General features: G+C 66.0%; 7 protein-coding genes. 3 read left to right on the forward strand and 4 right to left on the reverse strand.

All coding sequences use genetic code 11. From position 1 onward, the window contains the following. The first annotated feature begins 222 nt into the window (after positions 1 to 222). Positions 223 to 3,117, forward strand: a complete 2,895-nt coding sequence (locus tag AB4Y92_RS13595; RefSeq protein WP_441820142.1) for a LysM peptidoglycan-binding domain-containing protein — start codon at positions 223 to 225, stop codon at positions 3,115 to 3,117. Between the two features lie 394 nt (positions 3,118 to 3,511). Here the strand turns inward: AB4Y92_RS13595 and AB4Y92_RS13600 are convergent, their stop codons facing one another. Beyond that, a complete protein-coding gene (locus AB4Y92_RS13600) occupies positions 3,512 to 4,291 on the reverse strand; it encodes a QsdR family transcriptional regulator (RefSeq protein ID WP_441820143.1) in 780 nt (259 codons plus the stop codon). Between the two features lie 76 nt (positions 4,292 to 4,367). On the opposite strand from AB4Y92_RS13600, the gene AB4Y92_RS13605 reads away from it, so the two are divergent. After that, positions 4,368 to 6,170 carry an acyl-CoA dehydrogenase gene (locus AB4Y92_RS13605; RefSeq protein ID WP_441820144.1) on the forward strand — a complete coding sequence of 601 codons (1,803 nt, stop codon included), beginning with the start codon at positions 4,368 to 4,370 and terminating at the stop codon, positions 6,168 to 6,170. A 28-nt stretch (positions 6,171 to 6,198) separates the two neighbouring features. Here AB4Y92_RS13605 and AB4Y92_RS13610 read toward each other — a convergent pair whose 3' ends face one another. Beyond that, the gene (locus AB4Y92_RS13610) at positions 6,199 to 7,362 is read right to left on the reverse strand and encodes a YncE family protein (protein ID WP_441820145.1); all 1,164 of its coding nucleotides are present in this window, start codon (positions 7,360 to 7,362) and stop codon (positions 6,199 to 6,201) included. Between the two features lie 426 nt (positions 7,363 to 7,788). Between AB4Y92_RS13610 and AB4Y92_RS13615 the strand changes: the two genes are divergently transcribed. Next, positions 7,789 to 8,205 (forward strand): OsmC family protein, encoded by a 417-nt coding sequence (locus tag AB4Y92_RS13615; RefSeq protein WP_441820146.1) that lies wholly within the window; start codon positions 7,789 to 7,791, stop codon positions 8,203 to 8,205. Between the two features lie 40 nt (positions 8,206 to 8,245). Here AB4Y92_RS13615 and AB4Y92_RS13620 read toward each other — a convergent pair whose 3' ends face one another. Both AB4Y92_RS13620 and AB4Y92_RS13625 read right to left on the reverse strand, forming a co-directional pair. Further along, positions 8,246 to 11,383: an efflux RND transporter permease subunit gene (locus tag AB4Y92_RS13620; RefSeq protein WP_441820147.1), complete on the reverse strand. Its 3,138-nt coding sequence runs from the start codon at positions 11,381 to 11,383 to the stop codon at positions 8,246 to 8,248. Between the two features lie 15 nt (positions 11,384 to 11,398). After that, a complete protein-coding gene (locus AB4Y92_RS13625; RefSeq protein WP_441820256.1) occupies positions 11,399 to 12,544 on the reverse strand; it encodes an efflux RND transporter periplasmic adaptor subunit in 1,146 nt (381 codons plus the stop codon). Between the last annotated feature and the right edge of the window lie 21 nt (positions 12,545 to 12,565).

Raw genomic sequence — 12,565 nt, forward strand, 5'->3', positions numbered from 1 at the left:
TGCCTTGGGCCGTCCGCGCACGAGATTGCCCTCCGCGCCGGCCGCGCGCATCTTTTCTGTGATCGCGTTGGCGAACGCGCACATGGCTACGGATCGAATACATCCGGACAAACTCGCGAGTTGTTTCAATTCGATGACATCGAATACAGGTGCTTGCCCTAGCTATCGATAGCAACGCGCGGTTGTTCTAATCGTGCGATCTCCCCACTGGCGCCGGCTCTCATGGGCTTCCCGACTCTCGATGGCATTCCGTATTACCTGCAACATCCGCAGCTGCCCGCGCAGCCGCCGGTTCCGCCGCCGCAGCCGCAGGAGCAGCTGCATGAGGTCAAGCACGGCGAGAGCCTGGAGTCGATCGCCAAGCAGTACAGCACGCCCGAAGCTCCGGTCACCGCGCAGCAGATCGCGCAGCGCAACGGCATCGATTACGGCGGCGTCAATCCCGGGCAGCAGTTGATCGTTCCGACGATCAAGCACCACGCCGAACCCAAGGCCGCGCCCAACGCCACGCCCGAGCAGACCGCCAGCGACACGGCGATGCAGAAATACCTCACCGCCGACGACAACCTCGCCGCCTTCACCGGCAGCTACAAGAGCGCGCACAACGATCCGGATTACCAGAGCCTGCGCGGCGGCTACGCCAACCAGGTAAACACCGCGCGCAATGACCTGAAAACCAGCATCGGCGCCGAGATCAAGGCCGAGTTCGACGCCCACTCGCGGCCCACCGCGGACATCTATGACGCCAAGGCGATCGAGCAATACGGCGCCAACGTCATCAAGCGCTACGAGAACGACCCGGCCGCCAAGGCCGCGGCCACCAGCGCGGTCAAGGATCTGGCCGTGCAGCACGAAGTGGACAGCACCGTGAGCAGCGCGCGATCCATGCCCGACGCCAAGAGCGCGATCGACACGCTCAGCCGTGAATTGCCGAAGCTGTCGCCGGAAGCGCAATCGCAGCTGCTGTCCAGCCCCGCCTACCAGAAGCTGCTCGACGACAAGATCCTGCCGCAGGTCACCGGGCCGCTGCAGGGCGAGCCGTGGAAAGACGCGCGCAGCGGGCCCAGCGCCAAGCCGATGGAAAGCCTGAAGAACCTGGAAAAACTGCTGGAAAACGCCGATCCGCGCATCGCCAACGATCTGGCCGGGCGCGAAGTCACCGCCTTGAACGATTTCTTCCAGCGCGCCGAGAGCAGCGGCTACAGCATCCGCCTGGGCATCGAGGGCACCAGCTCGCTGGTGCACATCGCGGGCAAACTCGGCGGTACGCCAGAAGGCAACGCGCTGGTGCAGCGCATGGCCGATCTGCCGGTGGACGCATCGCAGATCCACATGGCCGTGTCCGAAGGCGCGCGTCCGGACCTGTTGCTGGCAATCAGCAAGGCCGGCGGCGGCGACCGCATCATGGAATCGGCGACGATGGGCGTAGGGATGTACGCCAACAACGTCGTCAAGGGCGATGTCGATAAGCTGGCGAAGGAAACCGACGAACTGACCTGGCTGATCACCAATCACGGCGGCTCGATGACGCCCGATCAGCTCGATCAGGCGATCAAGGACTACACCGCCAAGAAGGGCCCGGATTGGGAGAAGAAGGTCGCCGACCTGGAAAACAAGGTCGCCGGCGAAGGCCAGACCCTGCTCGACCAGATCGAAAGCCTGCGCAACGCGCCGCCCGAGCAACAGGCCGCGGCGCAGAAAGCCATCGACGGTCTGCTCAGCGACAGCAAGTCGTCCTATGCGATCAGCCTGGCGCTGAAGAAGCATCCGGAGTACATCGACACCGGCGCCGGCAAGCGCCTGATGCAGAACCTCGCTTATGGCGCCAAGCTGGGCGAGCAAGGCATCAAGCTGGGCAAGGAACTGGTCAACGCCTACATCCGCAACGACGTGCTGGCCGGCGCCCACGCCTACGATCCGCGCAACCCGGCGAGCATCGCCCAGGCCGAGCAGTCGATCGAAAAGCTCAAGAATCCGGTGCTGATCAAGCTGCTCGGCATGGACACCGAGGGCAGCAAGTACACCAACTACATCAAGCTGGTCGATCAGCTCAAGAGCAGCCTGCCCGCGGCCGGCGACGGTGCCGAGCAGATCGCCACCAAGCTCAAGGCGCATGCCGATGCGATGAACAACGTGGACGACCGCCTCACCGCCGAAGGCTATCGCCCGACCTTCGAGAAGAACCAGCCGGCCGGACAATTGCTGCGCATGGTCGGCCTGAGCTTCGCCACCGTGGGTTTCGTCAATTCGGCGAGCAAGGCCAACGACGGCCAGATCAACAAGAACGATCTGAAGATGATTGTCGATGCCGCCGCGCTCGGACAGAAAGGCACCGAACTCGGCGTCGGCCTGGGCCTGGTGGTCGAAGACTCGCCGGCCGGGCGTTTCGGCGCGGGCAACAAGCTCAACGGCCAGAGCATCGACCCGGGCCGCCTGGGCCGCGCCGATCGCGTGTTCGGCTATTTGTCGGCCGGCTTCGACTACTACAACGCCGGCGAGCAGTTCTTCTCCAAGAACGGCGACCCGGTCAAGGGCGGCCTGTATCTGGCCAGCGGCGTCGGCGGCACGATGGCGGCGCTGTCGGGCACCAGCTTCGCCGCCTCGCTCGGCGCCGGCAGTTGGCTGGGCCCGGTCGGCATCGCTCTGGTGGTGGCCGCGACCGCGGGTCTGACGATCAAGGATCGCGTGGAATTTTCCAACGCGCATATGAACGACACCTCGGCCGCGTTCCTGCAGCACGCCGGTTTCAGCGAAGCCGCATCGAAGGCGCTGGTGGATCAAAGCGGCGAAGGCTGGAGCCCGGTGACGCTGCTGAACCGCTACGCCGAAGCCAAGGGCTACAAGCTCGACGACCCGGCGCATCGCCAGCAGTTCGTCGATTGGGTCAACAACATGCCCGGCGACAAACTCGCGCAACTGCGCAGCCAGCTGCATTTCGCCCTGGACGATTTCGACGGCGACGTCGGCAAGCTCGGCGCCGACACCCAGGTGTACCGCCCGGAAACCTACATCACCGCCGGCGGCTATCCGGCCAAGGTGTTCGCCGACGTCAGCACGGTTGGCCACATCGACGCGGTGATCCGCGATTTCGGCATTCCGGAATTGCCGCACGCGTGATCGCGTGCGGCGAGCGTTTTCTTGTGAGAGCAACTTTTTCTTGCAAGAGGGAGTTTTCTTGCGAGCAGGAGTTTTGCGTGTGAGAAAGAGCCGCTCTTGTAGGAGGGAGCTTTAGCCCCGATGCCTTTCGATCCGATCGCCCCGGATCGGAAGGCCCTCTCACAACGGCACCAACTCCGGGCGCAACGACACGGCCATACCGCGGGGACTTTCAGACCTGCCCAAGTCCTCAGAAAACCGGGTTCCGTCATTCCCGCGAAAGCGGGAATCCAGTGCCTTTCGTGCGAGAACGCTTGAAGTCACTGGATTCCCGCTTTCGCGGGAATGACGAGCAAGAAGGAAGGCGATCGGTATCTTGATTCAAGCGAGAGATACCGGACGACAGCTGCGCGAACTATGCCCGACTGTTTCCACCGCCCCCACGCCGCCGCGCCGATGAAGCCTTGCCCGCCTCACTCCGCAACGCCTTCCCCCGCGGCTCAACCTTACCCGACAACAGCAACTCGATCGCCAACCCCGCCTCGGCCGCATCCACGCGTTGCCCGCTGATCACATCGGCATACAGGAACGACTCGCACAGGCGCACGATCAGGTACGACAAGGTGTCGACATTGAGCGGCAACACCAACGCACCCTGATCGGCCTGATGGCGCAGCAGTTCGCGCACCTGGCCGATCACCCGTTCCTGCACCGGCCCTTGTTTCGAAGTCAGCAGACGCAGGGCGAATTCGGCGTCCTGCTCGATGAAACGGCGCAGCGGCGGATACACCAGCATCGCCCGGATCGCGTATTCGCAGATCGCCGCGACGCGGCGCGGGCCGCGTCCGGAAGTCGCCGCCGCGGCCTGTTGCAGCAAGGGCTCGCACAGAGACCACACCACTTCGCCGAGCAACTGCTCGCGGCTGCCGACCCAGCGGAACGCGGTGGCGCGGCCGATGCCCAACTCGGCGGCCAATGCGCCGATGTCCAATCGCTCGCCGGCGATCCAGCCGCGGCGCGCGGCGCGGAACAGGTCCAGCGGGGTGGCGCGGCGCGGCGTGGATTCGCGCAAGGCCTGCCCGAGCCGGGTCTGGGCCGGCGCCGGTTTGGCCTGGACCGCGGCGCGCTTGGCCGAAACCGGCCTGGACGGGCCTTTAGACGGAGCGGCGGGCTTGCGCGCGGGCGACTTGGGCATGGTCTGGACGAATTCCCGGCTTGACTCCTAATGAGTCACATGTGAAGAATGACTCACCCACTGCCGGAGCGCAAGCATGAGTTCCAGTCCGCTGATCGACCGCCGCCATCTGGATTTCATGCTGTACGAGCTGCTCGACGTGGAGCGCCTCGCGCGCTACCCGCGCTTCGCCGAGCACGGCCGCGAAACCTTCGACGCGGCGATCGAACTGGCGCATCAACTGGCGGTGAGCAAGTTCCTGCCGCACAACCGCAAGAGCGATCTCAACGAACCGCGCATGGTCGATGGCCGGGTCGAGCTGATCCCGGAAATCGGCGAAAGCCTGCAGGCCTTCAACGAAGCCGGCTTCATGGCGGTGCTGGCCGACTTCGAAGACGGCGGCATGCAGTTGCCTTTCGTGATCGGCGCGGTGTGCGATTGCATGTTCTCCGCGGCCAACCCGTCCACCGTCGCCTATCCGGCGCTGGCGCGCGGCGTGGCCAATCTGCTCGAGGCCTACGCCAGCGACGAACAGAAACGGCTGTACATGAAGCCGATCGTCGATGGCCGCTATTACGGCACCATGTGCCTGTCCGAGCCGCAGGCCGGCTCTTCGCTCGCCGACATCAAGACCCAGGCCGAACCGCAGGCCGACGGCAGTTATCGCATCAGCGGCGCGAAGATGTGGATCTCCGCCGGCGACCACGAACTCGGCGAAAACATCGTGCATCTGGTGCTGGCGAAGATTCCCGGCGGCCCGCCCGGCGTGCGCGGCATCAGCTTGTTCATCGTGCCGCGCTGGCGCGTGGGCGACGACGGCGCGCGCGGGCCGCGCAACGATGTCAGCCTGGCCGGACTGAACCACAAGATGGGCCAGCGCGGCAGCGTCAACACCTTCCTCAAGTTCGGCGAATCCGGCGACTGCCACGGCTATCTGGTCGGACAGCCGCATCAGGGCCTGACGTACATGTTCCACATGATGAACGAGGAACGCATCGGCGTAGGCCTGGGCGCGGTGCAGCAAGGCAGCGCGGCGTATCTGTATTCGCTGCAGTACGCGCGCGAACGCCGTCAGGGACGTCATCCGGACCAGAAAGATCCGGCCTCGCCGCCGCTGGCGTTGATCGAGCACGCCGACGTGCGGCGCATGCTGCTGTTGCAGAAATGCTGGGTCGAAGGCGCGCAGGCGCTGGGCTTCTACACCGCGCTGCTGGTCGATCAGGCGCGCGATCCGGACGACACCGTGCGCGGCGAAAGCGCGCTGCTGCTGGATCTGCTGACGCCGATCATCAAGGCCTGGGGCTCGGATTACTCGCTCAAGGCCAACGAACTGGCGATCCAGATTCTCGGCGGCTACGGCTATACCCGCGAGTATCCGGTCGAGCAGTGCTATCGCGACAACCGCATCAACCCGATCCACGAAGGCACCAACGGCATCCAGGCGCTGGACCTGCTCGGGCGCAAGGCGATGATGCAGAACGGCGCGGCGTTGAAGCTGCTGTTGCGCGAGATCGGCGCGAGCTGCGCGCAAGCCGCCGCGTTACCGGAACTGCAGGCGCTGGCCGCGCAATTGGGCGCCGCGGCGAAGCTGGCCGGCGCCACTACCGCGGCGGTGGGCCAGCGCATGGCCGCCGGCGAAGTGCGCCTGGGTTTGGCTAACGCCGGGCATTACATGACCCTGCTCGGCCATGTCGTCATCGGGTGGTTGTGGCTGCGTCAGGCGACGATCGCGCAAAACGCGCTGGCCGGGGCCAACGAAGCCGATACCGCGTTCTATCAGGGCAAGCTGCAGGCTTGCCGGTTCTTCTTCGCCCATGAACTGCCGCAGGTGGAACTGGCGGCGAAGTTGGTGAGCGAGGCCGAGCCCAGCGCGCATGCGATGCGGCCGGACTGGTTTTGATGATGGCGCCGGCCGACGCGGCTTGAACTCAACGCCCGGCGATGCCGATCCCCACCGGCGCGCCGTTACCGAACATGATCGGCGCGCGCGCCGGCTTGAGCGTGTCGCCGTCGATCCTCAGCACATGCAGCGCGCGATCGTCGATGCTCTGCGCCAGCACGGTCCTGGAATCGCCGCCGAACACCAGGCCCTCGGCCCAGGCGCCGATCGGCGCTTCGGCCACGCGCCGCAGCCGGCGGTTTTCGAGTTTCAGCAACACCACCAGGCTGTTCGGCGAATAGAAGGGGTGATCCTTCGGCCGGTTGCTCATGTTCTGCACCGTCGTCGCCGCATACCGGCCGTCGGGCGAACAGGCCACGTCCTCCGGCGCCGAGCCGACAGCGACGGTGTCGATCACGCGCGGCTTGGCACCGGTGGTGTCGATCAAGCTGACGGTGTCGATATCGCCGTTGCCGGCATCGGGAATGCCGAAGTTGCCGACCACGGCCAGCCCGCTGTCGCCGCAATAGGCGACGGTGAACGGCGTGACGCCGGCGACCATGTCGCGGATCGGCGGCGTCTTGATGCGCTGGTTTTCCAGCGCATACAACGACACGCGCTGCGCGTCGGCCTGGGCGACCAGCATGCGCTTGCCGTCGGTCGGGAACGAGACGGTGAGCGGCCCGCGCCCTGCTTCGAGGGGTTGCTTGTCGGCAATGGCGACCTTGCCCTCGCGGATCGACAGCCACACCAGCGCGTTGTCGGGATTGGACGCCACCACCGCCATCGCGCCGCCGGGATGGAACTTGACCGAGGACGGCCGCACGCCGAGCGCCAAGGTCTGGCTCACGCGCGGAGTCTTGCCGGACAGATCGACCACCGACAACGTGTCGTCGTTGGCGTAAGCCTTCGGATCAGCCGCATCCACGCGCGAGGACGACGCCACCAGCGCCAGATCGCCGCGCGCGGACACCGCCAGCGATTCGGGCGGGCCCAGGTAACTGGTCGGCAGCTTCACTTCGCCGAGCGTGCGCAGTTGGCCGTCTTCGAGCTTGAAGAACACCGCCGAATCGCCGGCCGGCTTGGCCGCGATCACGCTCTGGCCATCGACCAGGATCGCCTTGGAATCCACGGCGACGCCGACGACCTGCGCGTTGGCGGCTAGCGCGGCGAGGATCAGGCTCAGGGCGAGCGGCAGGCGAGGTGCGTTCATGCGGGCGTCCTTCGGGGCGGGAGCGTCGATGATCGGCAACGCGGCTGCATACGGCCCCTGTCGAATGTCATGCCGAGGCGCTGCGATCTTGGCGACCCCAACAAAAACCGCATTTCTCCCTCTCCCGCTTGCGGGAGAGGGCTGGGGTGAGGGATGAGCGCCGCAGGCGCGAATGCTCTTGCGTGAAGCCTCACCACTCCTCGCACCCTCACCCCAACCCCTCTTCCGCGCCCCGAAGGAAGTCACCTTGGGTGGCAAGCGGGAGAGGGGCTCCATCATTTCGTAGTTCGGGCGACCTTGTTACCGGCTCCCATCGCAACGCCCGCCAATGAAACTATCCGTGCAGCCACACCAACTGGCGCCAACCGCAAGCCCGCCTTAAGGTCATCCCAAGCGACCCCAACGCCGCATCCCCCAAGGACCGCCATGCCCATCGCCACCGTCCACGCCCGCACCGAACCCACGCCCTTTGTAGTGACCTTCATCGACGACGGCGGCCACAGCTGGCAGGCCGACGAACCGGCCGAGCTCGGCGGCGGCGACAGCGCTCCCTCGCCCGAGCGCCTGCTGCTGTCCAGCCTGGGCGCCTGCACCGCGATCACCGTGCGAATGTACGCCGCGCGCAAGCAGTGGCCGCTGGCCGGAGTGGAAGTCACGCTGCGCTTCAATCCCGACGGCAAGCCGGCCGCGGGCACCGATATCGAACGCAATATCCGTCTGCTCGGCGAACTCAGCGAAGAACAGCGCGAGCGCTTGCTGCAGATCGCCAACGCCTGCCCGATCCATAAGGTGCTGACCGGCGAGGTGCGCATCGCGACCCGTCTGGACGCGGCGCAAGTCTGAGCCGCGGCGACCGCGCGCAGCGGTCGCCGCGTGGGCGGCGTTACTGCGCCGCCGGTGCCGCCGCCGCGGTGCGGTGGAAGCTGTGGAACGCGCGCTGCACCAGTACGAAGAACAGCGGAATGAAGATCACGCCGAGGAAAGTGCCGGCGAGCATGCCGCCGAACACGCCGGTGCCGATCGCGCGCTGAGCGCCGGCGCCGGCGCCGGTCGCGACCGCCAGCGGCAACACGCCGAAGCCGAACGCCAGCGAGGTCATCAGGATCGGGCGCAGGCGGCTGTGCGCGGCCAGCACGGTGGCTTCGATCAGCGACTTGCCCTGCTCGACATAATGCTTGGCGAACTCGACGATCAAGATCGCGTTCTTCGAGGTCAGCCCGACCGTGGTCAACACCGCCACCTGGAAGTACACGTCGCGCTCCATGCCGCGCATGAAGGTGAACACGACGACGCCGATGATGCCCAGCGGCACCGCCAGCAGAATCGCCACCGGCATCGACCAGCTTTCGTACAAGGCCGCCAGCCACAGGAACACCACCAGCAGCGACAGCGCGTACAGCAGCGGCGCCTGCGACACCGCCTCACGCTCCTCGAACGACTGGCCGACGAACTCCGCGGCGAAGCCCTGCGGCAATTGCGCGACCAGACGCTCGACTTCCTGCATCGCCTCGCCGGTGCTCAAGCCTTCCACCGCCTCGCCGTTGAGATTCATCGCCGACACGCCGTTATAGCGCTCCAGCTGCGGCGGGCCGTGTTCCCAGCGCGAAGTCGCGAACGCCGCCACCGACACCATCTCGCCCTGCTTGTTGCGCACGTGCCAGCGGCCGAAATCCTCCGGCCGCATGCGGAACGGCGCGTCGGCCTGCATCACCACGCGCTTGACCCGGCCGCGATCGATGAAATCGTCGATATAGCGCCCGCCCCAGGCCACCGACAGCATGTCTTCGACATCGCTCATCGACAGGCCCAGCGACGCCACTTTCTGCGGATCGATGTTGATGTACAGCTGCGGCGTGTCGTCCTGGCCGTTGGCGCGCACGTTGGCCAGCAAAGGGCTCTTGGCCGCCAGTTCCAGGAACTTGTCGCGCGCCGCGGTCAGCGCCTTGTGGCCCTGGCCGTAGCTGTCCTGCAGATAGAAATCGAAACCCACCGAATCGCTGAGCTGCACCACCGGCGGCGGCGCGAAGGCGAACACGCGCGCGTCGGTGATCTTCGACAACTGCTTGGCCGCGCGCTGCTGCACCGCCTTGACCCCGAGCTCGGCGGGCTTGCGCTCGCTCCAGTCGCGCAGCTGGATGAAGCCGAAACCGGCGTTCTGGCCCTTGCCGCTGAAGTTGGAGCCGGCCACGGTGAAGGTCGCCGCCACCGCCTTGCTTTCGTCTTTCAGGAAGATGTGTTCGACCTGATCGAGCACCTTCAAGGTCCGCGCCTGGGTCGCGCCGACCGGGCCCTGCACCATCGTCAGCAGATAGCCTTGATCCTCGGCGGGCAGGAACGCGGTCGGCAGGCGGAAGAACAGCACCGCCATCAACACGCCCAATCCCAGGTACACCGCCACCCAGCGCAGCGGCCGCTTGAGCATGCCGGCGATGAAACCCTCGTAACGCCGTCCGCCCTGATCGAACTTACGGTTGAACCAATGGAAGAACCCGCGCTGGCGCCGCGGCGCGGCCGGGTCATAGGGCTTGAGCAAGGTCACGCACAGCGCCGGGGTCAGCACGATGGCGACGATCACCGACAACACCATGGCCGAAACGATAGTGATCGAGAACTGCCGGTAGATGACCCCGGCCGAGCCTTGCAGGAACGACATCGGAATGAAGATCACCGACAGCACCGAGGCGATGCCGATCAGCGCGCCGGTGATCTGCTTCATCGACTGCGAGGTCGCCTCCACCGGCGTCATCCCTTCCTCGTGCATCAGCCGCTCGACGTTTTCGACCACGATGATCGCATCGTCCACCAGCAGGCCGATCGCCAGCACCACCGCGAACATGGTCAGCATGTTGATCGACAGGCCGACCACGGCCAGCACGATGCAGGTCCCCAGCAGCACCACCGGCACGGCGATGGTCGGGATCAGGGTGGCGCGGATGTCCTGCAGGAACAGATACATCACCACGAACACCAGAAAGATCGCCACGAACAAGGTCTCGACCACGCCGTGGATCGACATGCGCACGTACGGCGAAGTGTCGAACGGAAACACCGCGGTCAGCCCGCGCGGCATCTGCGGCTTGAGCCGGTCGAGCTGGGCCTTGACGCCTTCCACCATCGCCAGCGAGTTGGCGCCGTTGGCCAGGGTGATGCCGATGCCCGAGGTGGGCTTGCCGTTGTAGCGGGCCAGGCGGCTGTAGTCGGCGCGGCCGAGTTCGATCCGGGCGACGTCGCCCAGGCGCAGGCTGGCGCCGCTGCCGCTTTCGTTGCGCAGGATGATGTTGCGGAACTGCTCCGGCGTGCGCAGCCGGCCCAGCGCGATCACCGAGGCGTTGAGCTGCTGGCCCTGCACCGACGGCGTGTCGCCGAGCTGGCCGATGGAGGCCTGCGAGTTCTGCGCCTGCACCGCCGCCGACACATCGGCGGGGGTGAGCTTGTACGAGTTGAGCTTGTCCGCGTCCAGCCAGATCCGCATCGCCCGCTTGGAGCCGAACAACTGCACGGTGCCCACGCCGGGCACGCGGCTGAGCGAATCGAACACGGTGGTGGCGACGAAATCGTCGATTTCATCCGTGCGCAGATTGCCGTTGGTGGAGACGAAGGCGACCACCAACTGGCGCGCGCCGCTGGCCTTGGTGACCGAAATCCCCTGCTGCTGCACGATCTGCGGCAACAGCGGCGTGGCCTGCTGCAACTTGTTCTGCACCTGTATCTGGGCGAAGTCCTGATCGGTGCCGGTGACGAAGGTCAGGCTGACGGTGACGTTGCCGTAACGGTCGCTGGTGGAGACGATGTCCTTGAGCCCCTCCAGCCCGGTCACGTTCTGCTCGATGATCTGCGTGACCGATTCCTCCACGGTCTCGGCCGACGCGCCCGGATAGCTGGCCTCGATATCCACCGACGGCGGCGCGATATCGGGATAACGCGAAATCGGCAACCGCGTCAGCGCATACAGTCCGGCCAGCACGGTGACGATCGCGATCACCCACGCGAGGATGGGACGCTTGATGAAAAAATGCGACATCCAGTCTTCCCTGAATTAACGGCCGGCGCTCGCGGCCGGCGCCGGCTTGGACGCCGGCACCGCCTTCACGAGCATGTCGGGCTCTACCTTCTGCCCGCCTTCCACGATCACGCGTTCGCCGGCCTTGAGCCCGTCCTCGACCAACCACTGGTCGCCGACCGTGCGCGACACGCGCACGCTGCGCTGCTTGACCTTGTTGTCCTTGTCCACGACCCAGGCGCTGGCCTTGCCGTCGGCGTCCAGGGTCACCGCCTGCTGCGGCGCCAGCAAGGCGTCGGCGAGCGTGCCTTCCTTGACGATCGCGCGCACGTACATGCCCGGCAACAAAGTCAGCTTCGGGTTGGGCACCACCGCGCGCAACAGGAAGTTGCCCGTGGTCGGGTCGACGGTGACGTCGGAGAACTGCAGCTTGCCTTCGTGGCCGTAAGCCGCGCCGTTTTCCAGCTGGATGCTGACCGCCGCGCCGGCGTCGCTGGATTGCAGCCGGCCCGAATCGATCGCCTGCTTCAGCGCCAGCCAGTTGGCGCTGGGCTGGTTGACGTCCACATAGATCGGATCGAGCTTCTGCACCAGCGCCAGCGGCTCGTCCTGGTTGGCGGTGACCAGCGAGCCTTCGGTGACGTTGGACTTGCCGATGCGTCCGCTGATCGGCGCGACGATGTTGGCGTAGGCCAGATTGACCCGCGCGGTTTGCAAGGTGGCGCGCGCCACGCCGACTTCGGCCTGGGCCTGGTCGGCGGCCATGACCGCGCTCTCGTTGTCCTGCTCGCTGACCGCGTGGATCTTGTTCAACTCGCGCGAACGCTTCGCCGCCAACTGAGCGGCGTGAGCGGTGACCTCGGCCTTGCGCAGATTGGCCTGCGCGCTGTCGAAGCTGGCCCGGTAGACCGCATCGTCGAGCTGGTACAGCGCCTGCCCGGCCTGGACGAATTCGCCCTCGACGAACAAACGCTTTTTCACGATGCCGCTGACCTGCGGACGGATGTCGGCGACCTGCATCGCGCGGGTGCGGCCCGGCAGTTCCTGGGTCAGAACCAACGGGGCATTGACGAGCGTGACCACGCTGACCTGCTGCGGCGGCTTGCTTGCGTCCTCCTGCGAGCGGCTTTCGCCGCAAGCAGGCAACAAGATCGCGAGCGCGCATCCGGCGGCGAGCGCCATGGCATTGCTGACTGACGAACG

Source organism: Lysobacter sp. TAB13 (assembly GCF_052113885.1).
In the GTDB taxonomy this organism is placed as follows: Bacteria; Pseudomonadota; Gammaproteobacteria; order Xanthomonadales; family Xanthomonadaceae; genus Lysobacter; species Lysobacter gummosus.

Excerpts from the sequence above, each read along its gene's own strand:
- AB4Y92_RS13620 (WP_441820147.1), bottom strand. The coding sequence starts at position 11,383 with ATGTCGCATTTTTTCATCAAGCGTCCCATCCTCGCGTGGGTGATCGCG.
- AB4Y92_RS13610 (WP_441820145.1), bottom strand. The coding sequence starts at position 7,362 with ATGAACGCACCTCGCCTGCCGCTCGCCCTGAGCCTGATCCTCGCCGCG.
- AB4Y92_RS13605 (WP_441820144.1), top strand. The coding sequence starts at position 4,368 with ATGAGTTCCAGTCCGCTGATCGACCGCCGCCATCTGGATTTCATGCTG.
- AB4Y92_RS13625 (WP_441820256.1), bottom strand. The coding sequence starts at position 12,544 with ATGGCGCTCGCCGCCGGATGCGCGCTCGCGATCTTGTTGCCTGCTTGC.
- AB4Y92_RS13600 (WP_441820143.1), bottom strand. The coding sequence starts at position 4,291 with ATGCCCAAGTCGCCCGCGCGCAAGCCCGCCGCTCCGTCTAAAGGCCCG.
- AB4Y92_RS13595 (WP_441820142.1), top strand. The coding sequence starts at position 223 with ATGGGCTTCCCGACTCTCGATGGCATTCCGTATTACCTGCAACATCCG.
- AB4Y92_RS13615 (WP_441820146.1), top strand. The coding sequence starts at position 7,789 with ATGCCCATCGCCACCGTCCACGCCCGCACCGAACCCACGCCCTTTGTA.